Source organism: Methanospirillum lacunae (assembly GCF_003173355.1).
Classification (GTDB): Archaea; Halobacteriota; Methanomicrobia; order Methanomicrobiales; family Methanospirillaceae; genus Methanospirillum; species Methanospirillum lacunae.
Genome location: NZ_QGMY01000017.1, coordinates 37,104 through 55,920, shown reverse-complemented (window position 1 = coordinate 55,920; position 18,817 = coordinate 37,104). Strand labels below are relative to the sequence as shown.

Genomic DNA, 18,817 nt, shown 5'->3' with positions numbered 1-18,817 from the left:
ACTATTTGACCAAACCTGTGCTATAGCTGAGTATGGACAGATCTCAGATCATTCCCCGCAGACATAGATATCTCACAGTTGTCTGCGTCGTTCTTCTCGCCCTTGCCCTGCTGGCAGCCGGGTGTACCAGCAAAGATGCAACAAAATCACCAGCAACAGCATCCCAATCAGCACAGCCATCACAGGCAGTCCAGTCTGCAGCTCCTGGAGAAGGTGTTCAGAATGGAGACCTTGTTGAGATAGAATACACAGGAACTCTTGCTAATGGATCTGTATTTGACAGTTCCAAAGACCGCGGCCCATTCCAGTTTATCATTGGAGAAGGTACTGCTATTGTCGGATTTGAGAACCAGATTAAGGGTATGAAGACCGGTCAGAACAAAAAGTTCACCCTGAGTCCTGAAGAGGCATATGGTCAGTATGATCCATCCCTGATTAAATCAATGCCAATTGATTTCATTCCGAAAGAGGAGAAGGGAAATATTACCATTGGTGACACAGTAACTCTGTTCAATGGTCAGGCATACTTCCCGGCAAAGATCATCGCAATGAATTCAACGAATGTTACCTTTGATCTGAATAGTCAGCTTGCTGGGCAGACCCTCACCTTCGATATCACTCTGGTAAACCTTACTCCTGCAAAAGAAGTCGAAGAGATGGTAAAGAACCTTCAGCAACAACAAAACCAGACAGTTCAGGTTCCTGTTGATGCATCAGGAAAAAGTCAGTCTTCCTCTTCTCAGCAGCCAGCAACTGGGAAGAACAGCCTCTAACCCTTTTTTATTTCAGTTATTCTCGTTTGTAATATCTCGTTTCACGACATTCACTCAAAAGTCATCGTTATACTGTTTCATCGATGAGGATAGTGAATTCAACAAAAATGTTAAATCTCAAAGAATTAGTTAGTGCTCATTTTTGTGTAAAATAGGAATTTGAATTCATTTTAACCTTGTATCATACAGAACTGATAGATAAAAATAGACACGGGTATATTCTGGAGAGAATTGTCACAATTTAACAATCTCTGATCTGTACCCGGTGGTTGAGGAGCACTGTATTGTTTATCTTATCCTTTTCGTAGATGTTATTGGATGGGTCCGCTATTGCACCGATAAAGTACATCTTTGCAGGTGTTCCAGCAGGTATCTGGAGGGTATCAGTAAGCTCTCGTTTGTCGTGAGGGTTAAGATTTTCAATCATGTGGTATCCGAGTTCTTTATCTGTACCGGTAATTACCTGGTCGTCAGACAGGTAGTAATGAACTGAGAAGTATTTGGCCCCTAGATCTCCAATGTTTTCTACCAAACAAGTTACAGGAAGACCCGATGTCCTACAAACACTATCAGTAGCATTCAGATTGCTTAAAACCAACTCTGCAAAATATGCACTATTCGGTTCTTTTTTCTCTGTTTCTTTTATATTTGGTTGGGAAGAATTGGTTATCGGTTCTTCTTTTTGGGTATTTGATTGGTTATCTGCAATATCTGTTGTTGAAATAGAGAGATTGTTTGATATATTTATCTCAGGTTCTGTCTGAATATCTGAAATATTGGGTGTTTGTGTAACGGATGGTTGGGCTGTAACATTCTGATTGATAGATATGGGGTAATAATCGATATTATTTGCGTTGATTGTGTAAGGCACATCGATAATTCCATCATGGTTCTGATCCGGGCTCGAAGCAGAATATCCGGTTCCATTTAAATCTAGCCACACATTACCTCCCTTACTACTACCGCCTGCGATGTTGGTCCCTGCCTGCTTTTCACTATTCCAGAAGTTACGTTGATCATCGTTGGCAGCAGCGTTGAACTGATTTTTCAGGTAATTATTAAAGATTTTATTACCCACTGACTGGAATGCCCCGATACCCATTACATTATTTTCAAGGATATTATCCGAAATTGACATGGAACGTGATTGATCCAGACGTATGCCGATATTCTTACAATTTTTAAATGTACAATTTACAATGGATCCGCCCTCAATACGATAAAACCAGATCCCGAAATCAACTCCGTCAAGCACACAGTTTCTGATATTAATATTTTTAATTGTGTTACCTCCGTCTGCATATATTGCTGAAGTAAACCCGGTGGAAATTCCCTGTATTATGTGTCCTCCTCCATCAATTGTCACGTCTGAACTGGCAATTTTTATTCCAGCATTCCGATCCCCAACCTGGATGTCCCTCATCAGCAGGTATGATCCCGAATTATCAATTGTACTGGGAGAGTATATTGGTACAGATCCTCCTGCCTCTGCATATGCTCCGATTTTTACTGGATGATCACTGATGTATTGGACAAATGAATTACTCCCTTTTTCATCTGAATCAATTCGAATCATCACCTTGTAATTACCTGGTTTGAGGCTTTTTGATACCATATAGTTATTAGTGAAAACTTTCACCTCCCCAGGTTTTAATTCAACATTCCTGAAATCGCTTCCCAACTGGGTGCTAATAGTATCCTCTCGTCCCTCTTTCACCAGGAATGTTTTGATCCGCAGCCCGGATAGCACATTGGCTTCGGTATTTACCACTGATGTGGAGATCGAAATTCGTTCATCAGGTATCTGACCCAGCGGAATATCACCGATTTGGCTCACATCTATTGTTGCAGAAACATCAACAATTTTTACAGCCAGTGAAGTATCTGTTGTTATATTGCCACTCAATGGTGGAATCCCTGCTGTTGAAAGAGATGTAACTCCAATTATTATTACCCAAAAAAGGAGTAGTAATCTTTTATAGTCTGGTAATATTAGGGGATTTCCCCATCTCCCCTTTTCCGAATCCATAACTTAACCCCCATCCAGAATGGATATCTTCCATAATATATCCTTTCAGTTATTATATTATGTGACAATAAAAAAGTATAGTTATTGATCTTGTTTTTATTCAATGAATTGAGCAATAAACAAGATAAAAAAGATAATGGTAGTATCACCGTTATTTTGATGAGGCATTTTTTATTTCGGGAAAAAATGTGGGAGGAGGGATTCGAACCCCCGAACGCCTGCGCGATAGGACCCTAAATCCTACTCCTTTGACCTGGCTCGGATACTCCCACGCAATAATGAGATAGAGGATTATCAGGGATGTCAGGCAGCTTCCGGGGTGCTTCCCCCGTCGAGGACCTGTCTAACCTGTGCCTGAAGTTTTTCAAATTTCTCTTGAAGTGCTTTTTCCTGACGCTCGATGGACTTGATTCTGACTTCGAATGTTTCCACTTTCTCATTCAGTTTTTCCAGTACCTGCTCGCGCGGTTTTTCAATTACAATAGTTCCAACTGTCATGTAAACTGCGGCCCCCTCAGGAGCATCACCTAGTTCTTCCTTCGCTCTTCTTGCCTCTTGAGCAGCAAGTTCGTACTGGTTTTTTTGGTTTACTACAGTCTGTAATTGTTGCTGCAATTGTTGCAGCATATTTATCTGATTTTGCACCTTGGGTGGAATTGAATTCATAATGAGGTTCCCTCTATCATTATACCTGCTCTGATTTGAGTGCTATCAATCATCTCGGATGCAACCTGTATAAGACGAAGCCATGAGTTTAATGATGCACGGAGTGCAGGAAGGTCTGCGGCAGAAATTGATATCTCCAGGCATTCATGAGATATCATCCGGCATTGTCCCTGAGATCGAAGTCCATTTTTTTCATCCTCTTCTTCAGGAGCAACAGATTCGCATATAATTAATGCAGAATCTGTCTCTATCCTGAATAATGCAGAATGCATGATATTCTAATCCGTCTTTCCCAGTTTCAAAAAACTCTGACGACGTTGTGGGCCATCGATAATAAGAACTGGAATTTCATCATCCTGAATAAAAACCGGAAATAATGGGTTTAGTCTTTCATATAGTCCCTTATCTGACGTTATTATTCCTCTGGTTAACACTCCTTCACGTGTTCTACATTCATATGTAGTAATTTTACGTTCAAGTTCAGGAGAACCGTTGTAGTACCAACGTAACATGAGGCCTTTCTCGTCATATGAGATGATGAAAAAAGATGATTCCGTATCTAAAAATTCCCGAATACCTCGTTTACCACGGGCGACATACCTTGCCCCTAAAGCAAATGCGAGATCCTTTGCCACACCTCTGCTTTCAGTGGTTGAACGGCGTGATGTGGTTACCAGAGTCATCGGGCTTTCAGTTCTTTGATCGCTGCTCCTCGTTCTTTGAAGAGTATCCGATGCCCACAAAATGGACAGCGGACATTTATATCGATCTCCACCTTCTGTTTGCACCGGGCACATTTATATGAGCCTGGCATGGTAGGTTTATCCCTCCTTTACTGTACGTTCAATTGCGCGGAGTGCAATTTTCAGGTTTGGAGTAACCGGGACGTATGCGCCACCAGCATATTTAAACTGGCACTTTTTACATTCCCAGATCCCTGTTCCGACTCTCCGGACAGAAATATTGTCGCACCGTGGACATGTGTGAGTAGCTTTTGAGATTACTTCAATTTCACGAACACGTTTGCGGATAAATCTACCATATCGTGGGCCAAAGCGACCTGTTGATCCGGAAACCCTTCCTTTGGCCTTTGTCTTGACACTACCCATACAAGATACCTCTATCGAATGTCCTTTGTTATATGTTCTGAATCCACTTATAGTTACTTGATAAGTTTGGTCTCTGCTTCTCCACGACTAATCTTGTTGATGAGATCATAGAATTCGTTCTGTATTCCTGCTGGGATAGTTACAACACAGATCCACGAACCATCTTTCTGCCATTCTTGTTGCTCTATTGAAGCAGAAGACTGAATTTCACCATATGCACGGGGTGCATAATCAGCGGGAATATGGACCGCAACCTTGACCTCCTCGAATTTTATTGGTATGAGTGGTCGAAGCAGTTTCATCGTGTCCTTTACAAGTTCTTCCAGACTGCGGAAGGGATCGATGTTTACTTTGGCTTCTTCCATTGCCATTTCAATTCTCTGAGGGGGATGTGGATGACCCGTTTGTGGGTTGATTGCATTTCGCGCTATGAAGAATATCACTTGCCGGCGTTTTTCTGCTATCATTGCCCTGCGCTGCTCAGCAGTAAGGTGAATCTCTCCCTTAGTTATAATCTTAGTAGCAATCTCTTGGAAAGAAGTAGTTCCGAATGCTTTCTTAAGAGATTCATCTGATGCTTTCTCTGCCTGCGATGCGTTTTCGAATATGTAGAGGGCTGCTACTGCATCCTCTATCTCAATTTGATTTCCCTGGCGGATTTTTGCTGCGATATCTGGATCTACCAGAATTTCAAACCGTTCTCCATGGCTTTCAATTCTGGCAACCACTGCATGATCTAGTGGTATCATCCTCTCATCCCCTCTTGTTGCCCCGCTTACGCGGCGGGCTGATCAATATATGTTGCGACTTCTTCGCGGGTCATCTTTCTGAAGATGCCTTCACTTCGTGAAATAACTCCGATTTCTACAGTAGAGACATCAAACTTCCCTTCTGTAGCTTCATGGAGTGCTTTTAGTCCGAGTTTTATTGCGTCATCCAGCGAACACTCGTACGTATACTCTTCTTCAAAGAGTTTCATTACAGCCGGTCTTCCGGTACCTATCCCTGTTGCTTTGTACTCCAGAAGTGTGCCGCTGGGGTCAGTTTCGAAAAGTCTGAACTCACCATCAGATATACCCGTAATTAATAGAGCTGTCCCATATGGTCTGGCTCCACCAAACTGGGTATATGTCTGCATATGATCCCCGAGTTTCTTTGATAGCGTCTCGACATCAATGGGTTCGTCATATGAGATACGGTTTATCTGTGCCTCGACTCGTGCTCTGTCTACCAGAGCTCGTGCATCACCTACAAGTCCTGAAGAAGCAACTCCGATGTGCTCATCAATCTTGAAGATCTTCTCAATCGAGTTTGCTTCAAGAAGGCGGGAGTTGATTCGTTTGTCAACGATCAGAACCACTCCATCTTGGCATTTAATTCCTACAGCAGTGGTTCCTCTTTTGACCGCTTCACGGGCGTATTCAACTTGATAAAGTCGTCCGTCAGGACTGAAGACGGTTATCGCACGATCATATGCAGCTTGGTTATTATTCATCATAGTGCAGGTCCTCGATATCCTCTTCTGTTATATAGAGGGGTATATTAGGATTAATTCCCTTCTCTTTCAAATCGATCCATCCCTGTGGTAAAATTCTTACAGAAAACCATTCGTCATGATACTTAACTCTGCACGATCTGTACGAATTCTCTCCCTTTGAGATCTCTTCTCTGATTGTTTTGATAGTACCTGATGTTTTCAGCGGGTGCAGAACTGCTGCTATTCCTTTTACATTGGTAACGGCAGCCATTGCAGTCTCAACTTTCTGTTCATATCCTCTTCTGAACCTGATAATAGTATATGGCTGTGAGTACTCCATGACCGCAACCCAGGCATATGATGCCTGAACTTCTCCAAAAAGTGAAATAAATGAATCAGAGATTGATAGGTAGATATCTTTTGCATCAATTTGCTCTTTTGATACAACTCTTGTGAGAATATACCGATAATTCTCCCGCATTGAGGGTCTGAGCCTCATTCAAAAATCTCCTGAACTGATTTATTTTTTATTAGAAGGCTGGGAACAGATGAAAATGACCTGTTGATAAGATCCATGTCCATCCCGATCTCTGCAAGAAGGACCTTTACGGCTCTGACACTCCTCATATCATAAGGTGTTAGGGCGCCGGTTGAGATAGTGAGGGGAAATTCATACCTGTTCTGCAATAGAAGGATTTCTTCATAAGCTCGAATCACCCTCTGTCTTGATACTCCTCTCAGTTCCCAGAGTGGTCTGACCCTGATATCTACTGCAATATTTCTTTCAGCGGCAAGTTGTGCACAATATCGGTCAAATGCATTTTTTGGGGCAATATGGAGATCACATAGGGTGTGAACCCCGGAAAGGGTTAAGAGAGAGCGATTTAACCCGTTTTCTCCTGCCTGGGCCATGCAGTATTGATCTTTTCCTATAGGGTCCTGGGCATCTCTCTGGATTTTTTTAAGATTAGCCCCTTTGATATACCGGGCTGGAATTATCTGAAAATTATCTTTAGGTATTTGATTTTGGTTTATACCGCAGGCAACCATCCCGTTGTATCCAAGTTCTTTCAATTCGCTGATCGCACGATTGATAGAACAGGAACCTGATTGAAATAAGAAAACACAGCCGTCGATATACTGCATTAAAAAAAGTTATTTGGCCCTGTTGGCATTGGACCTGACGCTGGGGCGGCACTTTTCGGTACCAATTCCACGCTTGCCCATTCCACGGCCTTTCATACCAGCACTGGTTTTTCCACGTTCTGCACGGCCACGGTGCCCGGTCTGGCTGATCCAGTTGAGATTAGAATCATTGATGACCGACGGGTGATGTGGATCAACTAAAATGACCTCATACCACTTCTGTTTTCCGTCTTCACCAACCCAGTATGAGTTCAATGCTTCCATGTTCGGGTATTTTCTGCTGGCCCGCTCTTCTGCGATCCGCTGAATGCTCTTACCCATGGTGCGCTTATTGATACCCATCCGAGCAGTTCTACGGGCTCTGACGTACCGGGACGCCCTTCGACCGCCACGGCGGACTTTCACTCGTACAACAACTATACCCTGTTTTGCTTTGTAGCCGAGTGAACGTGCCCGGTCAATTCTTGTTGGCCGGGTGACACGCACTACGCTGCCCTCCCTGCGCCATACCTGCATACGTTCCCAGAGGAGGGCACGAACTCCGGACTTTGCCGGAACTTTCCATGCATCTCTGACGTATGCATACATCGATTTTGCCATAATATCTCCAAGGTTCAGCCTGTAATCAGGCTACATTCCTAAACGGGACTTGTCCCGTCTTCCTTACTTTATGGGAACCACTGCTATTTATTGCCGTTCCTTTATTAGTGCTGGCCCTTCCGTTTCTCATCTACCCGGATTTCTTTAATAAGAGTGACAGGGTACTGTCCGTTATCGTCTTTTTCTGCAGATTTTACCATATCCCATATGGTTAGAAGTGCTGTGCTGACCCCAACAAGCGCCTCCATTTCAACTCCTGTCTTTCCGCTTGAGACTACCTTCACACGCGCTGTAATGGATGTTTCATCTTGTTCAAAATTAATGTCAATTCCATGGACCGGAATATTGTGGCACATTGGGATAATTCTAAACGTGTCCTTTATTGCAAGGGTTGCTGCTACCCGTGCTGTTGCGAGAACATTCCCTTTTATGGTAGATCCTGATGCAATTGCTTTTAGTGTCTCTGGACGCAGTATGATTGTTCCCGAAGCTACCGCTTCTCGGCTGACTTCGTTCTTTGATGAAACATCAACCATACGGACGCGATCATCTGTAATATGTGTAAATTCCGTCATGGGTCCCTCTCTATAATATGTCTGTAGAGAATTTGAGGAATGGCAGGAATAATATCTTGAGCAGTGAGTCCGTAACCGGTTTGCTTTGTTACGAGCTCTCCAGCAGATCCGGTTGCATAAGCTCCGATGCATGCTGCATCAAATGCTGGAAGCACAACAAATAATGCCCCACATACGCCTGCAAGAACGTCCCCGGTCCCGCCTGTTGTCATTGCAGGTGTTCCGGTCCGGTTAAATCGGATCCGGTTTCCATCTGATATAATATCCGTTTCTCCTTTCAGGAGTATAGTTCCGTTATCTGATGCCTTTTTAACTGCATCAGCCCGGGCATGAATCTCTGTCCCTGGATTAATCCCGGTAATTCGTGTAAATTCGCCAGTATGCGGAGTATATAAACTCTCTTTTGCGACCGGAAGGGGAAGACGCAGGGCATCCGCATCAAATACTGCTTTTTTGCAAAAAGGTGCGATTTTAGTGACAACTTCATGAGAATCAGGTCCGAGTCCCATTCCACAGATGACAACATCAGAATTCTCACACAGGTTGGCAAGAATATCAATGTCATCTTCTGATACCTGTTCATTCTTGGTTGGTATGTGAATTAGGTCAGGGAATTGGAGAGGAGAGGGTGATGCTACACGGACGATGTCTGCTCCTGCCCTGAGTGCAGACATACCTGCAAGATATGGTGCTCCCTGGTAAGGTCCTCCCCCTATGACAAGGATCGAGCCTCCGATTCCTTTATGTGCTGAAGGATTCCTGTCCGGGATCATGAGCAAATCACCGGGTCCCGTGCAGATCTCTGCAAGAACTGGGATACCTATGTCAGCATTTTCTGCACCTTCTGACTTTGCTCTGTGGAATGAACATATTATTGTGGGAATAATGCCCGGGGTAGGCATATCCGCAGATATTATCGGTAATTTTGTTTCATTAGCGAGGATTACACAACTCTTATGAGGTTCTCTTACATCTCCTGCCATACCAGTTCCCAATAGGGCATCTAGTATCAGGGTAGATTGTGAGAAGAGGTATTTTATGGAATGAACATCGTCCTTGCATCGTACTGGGAGAAGTCTCACTGCACAGTTTTCAAGAATAGACAATTGTGTTTTGCATGCAAGGGACATGGTTGAACTATTATGATAGATGACTGTGACATCTGTCTCATGTGCAAGAAGCCGTGCAGCAACCATTCCGTCTCCTCCGTTATTACCTGAACCACAAAGGATGAGTATCGAGGCCGGATGATATCTACGGACGACGTTCACGAGGGCATGTCCGGCATTCTCCATAAGTTGAAGATCACTAACTCCAAGGGCCATTGCATTTGAATCTATCACCCTCATCCTTTCGGGGGAGATGATCTGCCCGTCACGATACTTTTTTATCTGGTTTGAATCTGCCCAAAATCTCATATTATCATCTGCTTCAAGTGGGGTTCGGAACACTTTGGGTTTTAAAAATCTCTTTATATATTAATTGAGTTCTTTTTGCATAGAATTTCAATTGGATCACATCATACAGGTGCTCATCCTTTTCTGCGTAGGTCCCATATCATACATTAAATGAGTCTTGATAAGGATGTACGGTCTGCTGCCGAAATGGTTCTTTCTTGCAAATCGGCAACTGTCATCTCTCACATTGATGCTGACGGTATATCTAGCGAATCTATTCTTTCACAGGCGATTTCGCGTGCGGGAATCCCTGTCCGGAGCATCTATATCAGGCAACTGGATCCCCTCACCCTTCATGAGATTCCTGATGATGATTCTCTCAAGATTTTTTCAGACTTTGGTTCAGGTCAACAGACAATGTTGCAGGAGAAAGGGATTCGGTCGAAAGATGTTGTTATCATCGATCATCACGTAAGTCAGCCTGCAGATGCTGGGTATCTAGAGGTAAATTGTCTTCTCCATGGATTTGAAAAGATGAGTGCTGCCGGGGTAGCCTATCTTGTTGCCCGTGAAATGGATGAGATTAATCGTGATCTTGCAAAACTTGCAGTCATTGGCAATATCGGAGATATGATGGACAGGGAGAACCTGAAATTATCAGGTCCTGCTCATGAGATATTGTCAGACGGGGTGGGCTATGGAAATGTTGAGGTCTGGGAACATGATCTCAATATTTATGGTATATCCACCAGGCCTCTCCCAAATGCGCTTGCATATTCTGATGATATTGACATACCCGGGGTGTCCCATGATCCTGATGGTGCAAGACGATTCCTTGAAAGGATAGGTATCAGGCCGGTTTCTGCAAACCGATGGCCGGTTTGGGAGTCACTAACGATTGAAGAAAAACAGATAATTGTCTGTTCTATTATTGATCAGATGATGGCCTGTGAAAAGAATCTTGATAGGCTGTTTGCGGATCATTATCTCTTTCCTGACGAGAGTAAAATCCAGGCAACCCTCCGAAATGCTTCTGAATATGCGACCCTCCTCAATTCATGTGGAAGATGGAAAAGGCCAGAACTCGGAGGGGCAATATGTCGTGGTGACAGGGTGACAGCATACCGGGAGGCTGAACAGATGCTTAAAAACCATCGGACAAAGATCAGGGAAGTGATGGAGTATATAACCGATACCGGAGTCTCGGAACTCTCTCATCTACTTTATATTCATGTTGGAGATCGGTTCCCTGATACTATTGTTGGGATCGGTGCTGGGATGTCACTCTCCAGGCTTAATCCTGAAAAGCCGATATTAATAATGTGTGAAGATTCTCTAGATCCCTCCAAAACCAAGATCTCAATGAGAACAAAGCCTGAAGTCGTGGATAAAGGAGTTGATCTTCAGAAAGCTCTTTGTATAGCATGTGAGCGATTTGACGGTTCGTCTGGTGGTGGCCACCGGATAGCAGCAGGGGCATTTATTCCACGTGAAGCTGAACGAGAGTTTATCGAAGATGTCAACCGAATAATAAAACAGCAATATGCTCAAAAGAGTTCAGATTCTTGCTGACTATCAGTTTGGAAAGGGTGTTGGTGTTCAGTTATTTCCTCAAACCTGCCGGTTTATTACTTCCCGGAGGGGAGGAGTCAGGCAGGTTATGCTTGATGGCCGACGGCTTGCAACCCTTCGGGCCCATGATGGACGACTAACGCTGGGTCTATTAGGTGCAGAACGGCTGTCTCGAATTCTGGATCCATCCCGAACCAGAGTGATAGTCCGTGAAGATGTCTGCCCATACATTGCTAATGGGAAGAGCGTTTTTGCAAAGCATGTAACTCAAGCCTCTCTGGATATTCAGGCAGGAGATGAGGTACTTGTCATGTCTGGTGATGGGACTCTTCAAGCTGTAGGTGATGCCATGATATCAGGAAGAGAGATGGTTTTGTCAGAATCTGGAGTGGCAGTATCTGTGCGAAAAGGAAAAAATCAGGAGGATAAGGAATGATACCTGGAATGAACCCCCGGAAGATGAAGCAGATGATGAAACAACTCGGAATGGATGTCCGACCGGTAGATGATGTCCAGGAGATTGTGATCACAACGCCTCAAGGAAAATATGTTTTTGACCAGGCAGAAGTTGCGATAATGAAAATGCAGGGGATTACTACCTGGCAAATTACCGGTGAACCACGGTTTGAGGAAGCAGCTCTGACAATACCTGATGAGGATATATCACTCGTTGCAGAACAGGCTGGTGTGCCAGTAGAAAACGCGAGAGCAGCCCTTGAAAAATCGAATGGCGATATTGCCGATGCAATCCTGAACCTAACAGGAAAGGCTGAATGATTGGGCTTTCTGATCGGGTCATTATCTCTAGTAATGGTAAATCATGGTTTGTCCGTCCATCAGATGGGAAACTAGGCACCGATCTTGGACTTGTCGATCTTGAACAGATAGTTGGAAAGGAGCCTGGTGATGTCATATGTACGCATTCGGGGAGAGAACTTTCCATACGTCTTCCCAGGTCTACTGATTTTTTTGAGTATGCAAAAAGAAGTACCGCTCCTATGCTTCCCCGTGATATTGGCCTTGTGATAGGTTTGACCGGGATGAACAAGCATGATCATGTTCTGGATGCAGGTACTGGTAGTGGGATATCGGCAATCTTTTTTGCAGGAGTGGCAGCACACGTAACCTCATACGAGCGAAGGGCCGAATCTGCAGAACAGGCCCGATTGACTGTTTCTGATGCAGGTATACAGAACCTGGAGATAATATCCGGTGATATTCTGAAAGAAACACGGATGTACGATGTGGTTCACCTGGATCTTGGCCTTACAAAAGAGCATGTAATCCATGCCCACTCTGTTCTCAAACCCGGTGGATACCTGGCTTGTTACACACCCTTTTTTGAACAAATGGCTTTGGCATTTGATAGTGCTAAAAACTTGTTTGTTGAGTGTTCTTCATACGAGTGTATTATGCGTGATATGGACCGGGGAGAACGAGGAACAAGACCTTCAACCCGTGTTTGTCATAGCGGATATATCACGATAATGCGGAAGTAATCCGGCACTAATTATCCATTTTTTGAATTGAATTTGAGGTTAACCACAATTTGCTGAGTTCGAAAACTCAGAAAATATATAACTCGTTACCGACAACGTGTCTATGTTGATGCTGAGAGTATCAGCATGAAATGTAGGAGGAAATAAATGAAGTTCGTATTTGCAGCAATTGTTGCACTGGTTGCCCTTGTGGCAGTTACCGGGTTTGCAGCAGCAGACCGTCTGCCCAACGCAACCCCAGAGAATCAGGTTTTTTCAATTGACACCGTCATCGACGCAACTGGTGCAGTCGACGACAAGTCCACCATGTCCTGGGTAATTGCAAATCCAGGTAAGATTCCAACCGGAATCCTTGGAGCAGGCCAGACAATCTCTGACGTTACCTACAAGGATGCAATCCTCACCAACGGTGGAAAGCTCGCTGAGAACAAGAACTTTGATTTCAACTCAAAGAGCCAGAGCAGCGGCCTCTACAACATTGAGTCCCAGAAGGTTCTGACCTACGCCAGCACCGAAGGTGCACACCTTGTCGGCGAGGAAGAGTACACTCTGTCTGTTGCAGGTAACTTTGCAAGCGCAGACAACAACATCCGCTGTGTGTTCTCAACCCTTAATGGTTCAATGCTCCCAGCATTCTGCAACATTGTCTCTGCAAAGAGCAGTCTTGTAAATGTTAACAGTGCACAGGTCTCCACCAAGGGACAGATCCGTGCAACTGCAGACACCGCTGATGTTCCAGCAGGTCTGAACTACCAGATTGCAGTTACTCCTGATGCAAACTCCGGCAGCGGCTTTGCAGAGGGTACTGTCAAGACTGTATTCGCAGGCAGCATCATGGAAGCCCGTGACAGTAACTACGACAATGGAGCAGGAGCAACCTGGAACAAGACCTCTGCAACCAACAGCTGGAAAGACAACACCGAAGTCACCGGCGGCATAAAGACCCTGCAGAAGGCCTTTACCTACCAGTCCGGATTCAAGGTATAATCTTAATACCTCATAATTTCCCTTTAGGGAACCTTTTTTTGTTACTCTGTGTGAATTCTGTTGTTCTTTATCTGCCTATTAGCGCTTTAATTGATATTTTTGGTTAATTCGCTGTACAAGAGTTTTTCAGAAACTACTTATTTCTCTGATCATAATGTATCCTTATTACCTGGGGGTTTCAGGTATGGGAGTGGGGTATTATTGTGAATTATAGAGTTATGTTATATGCTGGCTTGGTGATTTTTGTGGCTGTTATAGGTCAGGTCGCTGGTGATAGGCTTCCCAATCAGACACCGGAAAATCAGGTTTTTTCAATTGATACTGTAATTGATGTCACAGGTTTTGTTTCTGATAATACTATGTTGTCCTGGGTTATTGCCTCACCAGGAGCAATTCCTACTGGTATTCTTGGTGCTTCTCAATCGATTGCAGACATCACATATCGTGATTCTATCATGACAAATGGTGGTAAACTCAGTATGAACAAGAACTTTGATTTTAGTTCTAAGGATCAGTCGAGTGGGCTATACAATCTTGAATCCCAGAAGGTTTTGACCTATGCCAGTACTGAAGGTGCACATCTTGTTGGTGAGGAAGAGTACACCCTCTCTGTAGCAGGCAATTATGCTTCTGGTGACGGAAACATTAGGTGTGTCTTTTCAAACAGTGCAAATAATGCTCTTCCGGCCTTCTGCAATATAGTGTCAGCAAAGAGCAGCCTTATCAATGTAAATAGTGCTCAAATCTCAAGTAAAGGTCAGATAAGAGCGGTTGCTTCTGATGCTGGTGTGCCTGCTGGTCTGAACTACCAGATTGCAGTCACTCCTGATTCTAACTCGGGAAGTGGATATGCTGAAGGAACAGTGAAAACTGTCTTTGCTGGAAGCATTATGGAAGCCCGTGATGGTGGTGATAGTAATTATAATTCAGCATCTGCAACCTGGAACAAGACATCTGTTACCAACACATGGAAAGATTCCACGACTGCAACTGGTGGAATAAAGAATTTCCAGAAAGCATTTACTTATCAATCAGGATTTAAAGTCTGATTGGGTTTTTACCCTTTTTTTATAATTTACCTTGTGTCCTCAAATATCAGCAAAAAAATTAACCTTTGGATGGTTTGCACTGTGCAAGACCAGATTCTCTTATAAAATAATGATTAATAATGATTAAACGAATATTTCTCCATAATGGATAGTAAGATTAAATACGATATCCATCAACATAATGTGAGGAATCCTGATATGAAGCGTACGAGTATGGTATTGGTTTCAGGTGTAATTTTCGCCCTTATACTGAGTATTGTGGGAATTGCATGTGCTGATGATGATGTTCTTTGGCCTAAGAGCATGCAGGAAACACAGAAGTTCAACTCAAGTGATGTTAAGAGCATGCAGGAAACAGCAAAGTTCAACTCAAGTGATGTCAAGAGCATGCAGGAAACGAGTTCACCATTTAACTCAACTTTCGCTTAATTGAATAAATGCATATTCCTTTTTTTCGATCTTTTATAAAATTTTGTTCTTTGTTATATTCTTTTACGTTTTATAGGTGTCTTTAGGCCATTCGGTATGTATCTTGATAAGGACGTTAAAGATTACCTATAAACAGTTGTATGAAGGATAGTAATCATAGGTTTACTCAAATTCAATGGTGGCCTTTCATACGATAGAGGATTGTTTTCACCGAAGAGAAAAAATAACTCACCATTGAGGTTACATTGCCCAATGAAAAAAATGTGGGGTTTTTAGCTGTCCTCTGGAGTAAAATCATGCTAAGAATCACTGTAGTTGTCCTTTTATCCTGATTATGGTATTAAATTTAGATTAATCCGGATTTATTGAAAATATAAAGATTTTAAGTTCAAATTCGAACCCTAAATGAGTAATGCCCGATGAAATTAATGACAATTTTTCTCAAGTATTTACGCATCAATAGATCCTGAACTTTGTTGACCTGAATCATATCTTGTTTCTTTGTCAATACTTCAAAATATTCTTCTTTTTCTGTTATCTTCCCGAGGAATTCTAACAGTATTGCATCGACATCTTGTTTTCTAAGAAAGATATCAAACTAATCGTCGTAAGTTTTGTCTTGAAAGTGATGGAACTCACATTCCCCGGTTGGAGTAAAAACATGAATTAAATGAAGCCATATGGCAACCGAATTCCATGATGTTTGTTTTGGAAAAAAATCTGCATGATTAGGAAAAACAGTCTCCTTTGTGCAATCTGTTTCTTATGTATATCACTATATAGTTTAATTGATTGTTATGTAATTAATTAGCATCGTTTCAACCTTACTTTGCCACTTTGACTTTTGAGATTAATGAGTTCATCCACTATTACGATCTAATTTTCCCGAATTTCATTAGGAAACTGTATTTGACAGTTGAAGTTTCCCTCAAAACTTAACGTAACCACCACTATGTCCAAAAATAACTATGATGATGGCATCAAAATTGGAATGAATGAACTTTTTTGTTATTCCTCATTCACGAATAATCATAACAGTCAAATTCGATAACGCTATTTTTGGTGAATTTTGTTGAGATATGCTTCACATTTTGGACAATTCAAACATCACTAATTACATTTTATTTTATTATTGGCAAAGTTGGATTTCAACAATAAAAACCAGGCAGTGACCAAAGCAGTTAAATATGAGATTTCAGTAGAACTAGATTATAAAAAAGATTAATGAACCAAAAAAAGGTTCTTAGATATATGGGTTGCGAAGGCCCTTGTTTACACCCATCTTTGCACGGTGTTCAAGTTCCTTCTGGTTCTTGGTGATCTTTTCAGTGGCGAGTTTGGTTACAAGGTCCAAGCCTGGCTTGACACTGTCAATTGCTTTAACTTCAAAGACACCTGCTTCTACTGCCTTTTTCCAGATATTGTCACCGTTGGTGCTTCTGACAAAGACAGTGCTCCATCCGTCTGGTGAACCGACTGAACCGGTTGAAATGTCACCCATGTTGGCGACATAGTCCAGACAGACGTGGCAGCCTGGCTGCTCGTACTTGTGAGTAACTTTCAGGGGGATCTGGGAGACTGCACCACGGTTGGTGTATGCCCAATACTTACCCTTTCCGATATCAGTCTTCTTGAGAGAGTGCAGATCCACATTGCAGTGGTCTTCTACAATCTGCTTCATGCTCTGGTAGGAGAAGTTCTCCATACAGAAGATACCCATTGCGAGAGCGATCTTGTCAGTGACATACCGCATTCCGACCGGGTAGAGCTGAGCCTTACGGAGTGCCTGCATCTGGCAGGGAGTTCCGACAATACCGACCTTATCAAGGCCATACTTCCGGACTGACTCCTTAATGACAGCCATATTTGGTGAGATGTTGTACCTGGTTCCCCTGGCTGCAAGTATCTCCTCAGGAGTTGTTGCGACCATGGGTTTTGGTTTCCAAGGTTCGTCTCCAGGTCCTGCGACAATTGCACCGTCGATGATGCCCTCTTCAAGAGCATAGATGAACATCTGGGTGACAATTCCACCATCCTGGGACGACTTCAGAATCTCACTGCTGGTGCTGCGTGCTGCAACACAGGTTTTGTACTTGCCGAGCATATCCATGTTAGTTGCCCCCTGGGTTCATTGCAGCAGTAATTGCGCCGAGAATGTTTTCGTAATCGCCACATACATCGAAGCTGAAGAAGCTCCGTGGGCAAGAACTATAACAGGCACCACACTTGATACACATTTCGCGGTCAATGTTAGGTTTACCATACTCCATACTGATTGCAAAGACCGGACAGGATGCTGCACAGGTTCCACAGCCCATACACAGTCCCTGGTTGATGACCTTGAGCATAATGTCACAGCCACAGGCCTCGCTGTCGGACTCAATGCGGGATCCGTCCTTTGCAAGAGCCATCAGTGGTGCAAGGTATGCTGTTGCCAGTTTCTTCTGTGCGTCATTACCCTTCAGCAGCAGGTATGCCATTACAGCAACGTTCCTGATAACTTCTGGGTTTGGTGCACAGCCTGGAATGTAGACATCTACATCGATCAGTTTGGAAATTGGTACATAGGACTCGTGCTGTGGCTGGTTGAACTGACCGCCGCGGCTGAACCGGGTAATGTTTCCGTATGCTGAACATCCACCGAGAGCCACCACGACAGTTGCCCTCTCACGGGTTTCCTTGATCTCTTCAATTGAGAGTTCATCCTGCAGGCATACAGATCCCTCAACGAGGGCGACATCCATCTTCGGGATGTGTCTTACATCCACCAGTGTTAGGCTGTAAACCAAATCTGCGTAATTATCAAGCAGAGTGAACAGGCCCCCATAGGTGTCCGCAATTGAGACACAGCATCCTATACACCCACTCATGTGCACATGTCCGAGAGTAATTTTGTTAGACACAGGTCTTTCCTCCTTATGTGATTCTTGTTTCACACTCGCCACGGGTTTAGGAGTTGCAACCGGCTGTGGTGGTTTTACCTCCACCGGTTTCTTCTCTTTCCTCCCGAATATTAGCGATAGTAGTCCCATAATGCTCCTCCAACAACTTCAGTACTAACTGTACTGTTCGTGGAATCGCGCTTGCAACCTCATCCGAGAGTCCGATTTCTAAATCAGGAGCAGTAACACGCTTGGGTTGACATCCAATGATCGTGATATCGATCTTGTCTTTTATGCGGTGAAGTGGTTCTGCAAGGTCCCATGAATGGGCATCCCGGTATTTGCCTGGAGGCAGATCATAAGGAGTTAACAGAGTTATCTCTCCAGGATTTCCACCAAAGTCTGCAATATCAATGATGATTATCTTCTTCACCGGTTCTTCAGACTGGTCCAGCAAGGTGAAGATAAAATGTGGGCCACCAAGACCTGCATCTATCACCTTCACTGTTTCAGGCAGTGAGATCTTCTTTAATTCCTCTACTACTTCCGGACCGAACCCGTCGTCAGCAAAGAGCGGGTTACCGCACCCGCATATCACGATCTCCTGAAATAACATGCGCGAGACTC

24 protein-coding genes and 1 tRNA gene are annotated in these 18,817 nt (G+C 43.6%); 8 read left to right on the top strand and 17 right to left on the bottom strand.

Going from position 1 to position 18,817, the window contains the following annotated elements:
* Positions 1-32: 32 nt before the first annotated feature.
* Positions 33-773 (top strand): FKBP-type peptidyl-prolyl cis-trans isomerase, encoded by a 741-nt coding sequence (locus DK846_RS16100; protein WP_109970017.1) that lies wholly within the window; start codon positions 33-35, stop codon positions 771-773.
* Positions 774-1,014: 241 nt separating this feature from the next.
* On the opposite strand, the gene DK846_RS16095 is transcribed toward DK846_RS16100, so the two are convergent.
* From DK846_RS16095 to DK846_RS16030, 14 genes are all read right to left on the bottom strand, one after another.
* The gene (locus tag DK846_RS16095; protein ID WP_109970016.1) at positions 1,015-2,802 is read right to left on the bottom strand and encodes a NosD domain-containing protein; all 1,788 of its coding nucleotides are present in this window, start codon (positions 2,800-2,802) and stop codon (positions 1,015-1,017) included.
* Between the two features lie 187 nt (positions 2,803-2,989).
* Positions 2,990-3,074: transfer RNA gene (locus DK846_RS16090), tRNA-Leu, on the bottom strand.
* 31 nt (positions 3,075-3,105) lie between these two features.
* Entirely contained in the window at positions 3,106-3,468 is a 363-nt protein-coding gene (locus tag DK846_RS16085) for a prefoldin subunit beta (RefSeq protein ID WP_109970015.1), read from the bottom strand.
* Entirely contained in the window at positions 3,465-3,740 is a 276-nt protein-coding gene (locus DK846_RS16080) for a KEOPS complex subunit Pcc1 (RefSeq protein ID WP_109970014.1), read from the bottom strand. Before DK846_RS16080 ends, DK846_RS16085 begins: the two co-directional genes overlap by 4 nt.
* 6 nt (positions 3,741-3,746) lie before the next feature.
* The gene (locus DK846_RS16075; protein ID WP_109970013.1) at positions 3,747-4,151 is read right to left on the bottom strand and encodes a hypothetical protein; all 405 of its coding nucleotides are present in this window, start codon (positions 4,149-4,151) and stop codon (positions 3,747-3,749) included.
* Positions 4,148-4,282, bottom strand: coding sequence for a DNA-directed RNA polymerase subunit P (locus tag DK846_RS16070; RefSeq protein WP_109940869.1), 135 nt, complete (start codon positions 4,280-4,282; stop codon positions 4,148-4,150). The genes DK846_RS16075 and DK846_RS16070 overlap by 4 nt, the downstream gene beginning before the upstream one ends.
* Positions 4,283-4,289: 7 nt before the next feature.
* Positions 4,290-4,577, bottom strand: coding sequence for a 50S ribosomal protein L37ae (locus tag DK846_RS16065; protein WP_109970012.1), 288 nt, complete (start codon positions 4,575-4,577; stop codon positions 4,290-4,292).
* Between the two features lie 53 nt (positions 4,578-4,630).
* Positions 4,631-5,326: a ribosome assembly factor SBDS gene (locus DK846_RS16060; RefSeq protein WP_109970011.1), complete on the bottom strand. Its 696-nt coding sequence runs from the start codon at positions 5,324-5,326 to the stop codon at positions 4,631-4,633.
* 26 nt (positions 5,327-5,352) lie between these two features.
* A complete protein-coding gene (psmA, locus tag DK846_RS16055; protein ID WP_109970010.1) occupies positions 5,353-6,075 on the bottom strand; it encodes an archaeal proteasome endopeptidase complex subunit alpha in 723 nt (240 codons plus the stop codon).
* Positions 6,065-6,553 carry an Rpp14/Pop5 family protein gene (locus DK846_RS16050; protein ID WP_109970009.1) on the bottom strand — a complete coding sequence of 163 codons (489 nt, stop codon included), beginning with the start codon at positions 6,551-6,553 and terminating at the stop codon, positions 6,065-6,067. Before DK846_RS16050 ends, psmA begins: the two co-directional genes overlap by 11 nt.
* Positions 6,550-7,200 carry an RNase P subunit p30 family protein gene (locus DK846_RS16045; protein WP_109970008.1) on the bottom strand — a complete coding sequence of 217 codons (651 nt, stop codon included), beginning with the start codon at positions 7,198-7,200 and terminating at the stop codon, positions 6,550-6,552. The genes DK846_RS16050 and DK846_RS16045 overlap by 4 nt, the downstream gene beginning before the upstream one ends.
* Before the next feature lie 9 nt (positions 7,201-7,209).
* Positions 7,210-7,800 (bottom strand): 50S ribosomal protein L15e, encoded by a 591-nt coding sequence (locus tag DK846_RS16040; protein ID WP_109970007.1) that lies wholly within the window; start codon positions 7,798-7,800, stop codon positions 7,210-7,212.
* A gap of 104 nt (positions 7,801-7,904) precedes the next feature.
* Positions 7,905-8,375, bottom strand: coding sequence for a cyclic pyranopterin monophosphate synthase MoaC (gene moaC / locus DK846_RS16035; RefSeq protein ID WP_109970006.1), 471 nt, complete (start codon positions 8,373-8,375; stop codon positions 7,905-7,907).
* Complete coding sequence (locus tag DK846_RS16030; RefSeq protein ID WP_109970102.1) at positions 8,372-9,793, bottom strand: NAD(P)H-hydrate dehydratase; 1,422 nt, start codon at positions 9,791-9,793, stop codon at positions 8,372-8,374. The genes moaC and DK846_RS16030 overlap by 4 nt, the downstream gene beginning before the upstream one ends.
* A 150-nt stretch (positions 9,794-9,943) precedes the next feature.
* On the opposite strand from DK846_RS16030, the gene DK846_RS16025 reads away from it, so the two are divergent.
* The 7 genes from DK846_RS16025 to DK846_RS15995 all read left to right on the top strand — a co-directional run bounded on the left by DK846_RS16025 (position 9,944) and on the right by DK846_RS15995 (position 15,308).
* Entirely contained in the window at positions 9,944-11,344 is a 1,401-nt protein-coding gene (locus DK846_RS16025; protein ID WP_109970005.1) for a single-stranded-DNA-specific exonuclease RecJ, read from the top strand.
* Entirely contained in the window at positions 11,316-11,780 is a 465-nt protein-coding gene (locus tag DK846_RS16020) for a PUA domain-containing protein (RefSeq protein ID WP_109970004.1), read from the top strand. The genes DK846_RS16025 and DK846_RS16020 overlap by 29 nt, the downstream gene beginning before the upstream one ends.
* On the top strand, positions 11,777-12,121 hold the full coding sequence (locus DK846_RS16015) for a nascent polypeptide-associated complex protein (protein WP_109970003.1): 345 nt from the start codon (positions 11,777-11,779) through the stop codon (positions 12,119-12,121). Before DK846_RS16020 ends, DK846_RS16015 begins: the two co-directional genes overlap by 4 nt.
* Positions 12,118-12,843: a methyltransferase domain-containing protein gene (locus tag DK846_RS16010; RefSeq protein WP_109970002.1), complete on the top strand. Its 726-nt coding sequence runs from the start codon at positions 12,118-12,120 to the stop codon at positions 12,841-12,843. The genes DK846_RS16015 and DK846_RS16010 overlap by 4 nt, the downstream gene beginning before the upstream one ends.
* Positions 12,844-12,990: 147 nt before the next feature.
* Positions 12,991-13,830 (top strand): hypothetical protein, encoded by an 840-nt coding sequence (locus DK846_RS16005; RefSeq protein ID WP_109970001.1) that lies wholly within the window; start codon positions 12,991-12,993, stop codon positions 13,828-13,830.
* Positions 13,831-14,075: 245 nt separating this feature from the next.
* A complete protein-coding gene (locus DK846_RS16000) occupies positions 14,076-14,879 on the top strand; it encodes a hypothetical protein (RefSeq protein WP_146201255.1) in 804 nt (267 codons plus the stop codon).
* Positions 14,880-15,077: 198 nt separating this feature from the next.
* The gene (locus DK846_RS15995; protein WP_146201254.1) at positions 15,078-15,308 is read left to right on the top strand and encodes a hypothetical protein; all 231 of its coding nucleotides are present in this window, start codon (positions 15,078-15,080) and stop codon (positions 15,306-15,308) included.
* Positions 15,309-16,551: 1,243 nt separating this feature from the next.
* Here the strand turns inward: DK846_RS15995 and frhB are convergent.
* From frhB to frhD, 3 genes are read right to left on the bottom strand one after another with little or no spacing between them, the layout of a single operon-like run.
* Positions 16,552-17,418 (bottom strand): coenzyme F420 hydrogenase subunit beta, encoded by an 867-nt coding sequence (gene frhB / locus DK846_RS15990; RefSeq protein ID WP_109969998.1) that lies wholly within the window; start codon positions 17,416-17,418, stop codon positions 16,552-16,554.
* Between the two features lies 1 nt (position 17,419).
* Positions 17,420-18,340 carry a coenzyme F420 hydrogenase subunit gamma gene (gene frhG / locus DK846_RS15985; protein ID WP_109969997.1) on the bottom strand — a complete coding sequence of 307 codons (921 nt, stop codon included), beginning with the start codon at positions 18,338-18,340 and terminating at the stop codon, positions 17,420-17,422.
* Positions 18,258-18,806, bottom strand: coding sequence for a coenzyme F420-reducing hydrogenase, FrhD protein (gene frhD / locus DK846_RS15980; RefSeq protein ID WP_109969996.1), 549 nt, complete (start codon positions 18,804-18,806; stop codon positions 18,258-18,260). The genes frhG and frhD overlap by 83 nt, the downstream gene beginning before the upstream one ends.
* Positions 18,807-18,817: the final 11 nt, after the last annotated feature.

What these genes read in the sequence shown, in the direction of transcription:
- DK846_RS16085 (WP_109970015.1), bottom strand. Translation starts at nt 3,468, where the DNA reads ATGAATTCAATTCCACCCAAGGTGCAAAATCAGATAAATATGCTGCAA.
- DK846_RS16005 (WP_109970001.1), top strand. Translation starts at nt 12,991, where the DNA reads ATGAAGTTCGTATTTGCAGCAATTGTTGCACTGGTTGCCCTTGTGGCA.
- DK846_RS16010 (WP_109970002.1), top strand. Translation starts at nt 12,118, where the DNA reads ATGATTGGGCTTTCTGATCGGGTCATTATCTCTAGTAATGGTAAATCA.
- DK846_RS16020 (WP_109970004.1), top strand. Translation starts at nt 11,316, where the DNA reads ATGCTCAAAAGAGTTCAGATTCTTGCTGACTATCAGTTTGGAAAGGGT.
- DK846_RS16045 (WP_109970008.1), bottom strand. Translation starts at nt 7,200, where the DNA reads ATGCAGTATATCGACGGCTGTGTTTTCTTATTTCAATCAGGTTCCTGT.
- psmA (WP_109970010.1), bottom strand. Translation starts at nt 6,075, where the DNA reads ATGATGAATAATAACCAAGCTGCATATGATCGTGCGATAACCGTCTTC.
- DK846_RS16080 (WP_109970014.1), bottom strand. Translation starts at nt 3,740, where the DNA reads ATGCATTCTGCATTATTCAGGATAGAGACAGATTCTGCATTAATTATA.
- frhD (WP_109969996.1), bottom strand. Translation starts at nt 18,806, where the DNA reads ATGTTATTTCAGGAGATCGTGATATGCGGGTGCGGTAACCCGCTCTTT.
- DK846_RS16015 (WP_109970003.1), top strand. Translation starts at nt 11,777, where the DNA reads ATGATACCTGGAATGAACCCCCGGAAGATGAAGCAGATGATGAAACAA.
- DK846_RS16075 (WP_109970013.1), bottom strand. Translation starts at nt 4,151, where the DNA reads ATGACTCTGGTAACCACATCACGCCGTTCAACCACTGAAAGCAGAGGT.
- DK846_RS16095 (WP_109970016.1), bottom strand. Translation starts at nt 2,802, where the DNA reads ATGGATTCGGAAAAGGGGAGATGGGGAAATCCCCTAATATTACCAGAC.
- DK846_RS16025 (WP_109970005.1), top strand. Translation starts at nt 9,944, where the DNA reads ATGAGTCTTGATAAGGATGTACGGTCTGCTGCCGAAATGGTTCTTTCT.
- DK846_RS16050 (WP_109970009.1), bottom strand. Translation starts at nt 6,553, where the DNA reads ATGAGGCTCAGACCCTCAATGCGGGAGAATTATCGGTATATTCTCACA.
- DK846_RS15995 (WP_146201254.1), top strand. Translation starts at nt 15,078, where the DNA reads ATGAAGCGTACGAGTATGGTATTGGTTTCAGGTGTAATTTTCGCCCTT.
- DK846_RS16065 (WP_109970012.1), bottom strand. Translation starts at nt 4,577, where the DNA reads ATGGGTAGTGTCAAGACAAAGGCCAAAGGAAGGGTTTCCGGATCAACA.
- moaC (WP_109970006.1), bottom strand. Translation starts at nt 8,375, where the DNA reads ATGACGGAATTTACACATATTACAGATGATCGCGTCCGTATGGTTGAT.
- DK846_RS16030 (WP_109970102.1), bottom strand. Translation starts at nt 9,793, where the DNA reads ATGAGATTTTGGGCAGATTCAAACCAGATAAAAAAGTATCGTGACGGG.
- frhG (WP_109969997.1), bottom strand. Translation starts at nt 18,340, where the DNA reads ATGGGACTACTATCGCTAATATTCGGGAGGAAAGAGAAGAAACCGGTG.
- DK846_RS16040 (WP_109970007.1), bottom strand. Translation starts at nt 7,800, where the DNA reads ATGGCAAAATCGATGTATGCATACGTCAGAGATGCATGGAAAGTTCCG.
- DK846_RS16060 (WP_109970011.1), bottom strand. Translation starts at nt 5,326, where the DNA reads ATGATACCACTAGATCATGCAGTGGTTGCCAGAATTGAAAGCCATGGA.
- DK846_RS16070 (WP_109940869.1), bottom strand. Translation starts at nt 4,282, where the DNA reads ATGCCAGGCTCATATAAATGTGCCCGGTGCAAACAGAAGGTGGAGATC.
- frhB (WP_109969998.1), bottom strand. Translation starts at nt 17,418, where the DNA reads ATGGATATGCTCGGCAAGTACAAAACCTGTGTTGCAGCACGCAGCACC.
- DK846_RS16100 (WP_109970017.1), top strand. Translation starts at nt 33, where the DNA reads ATGGACAGATCTCAGATCATTCCCCGCAGACATAGATATCTCACAGTT.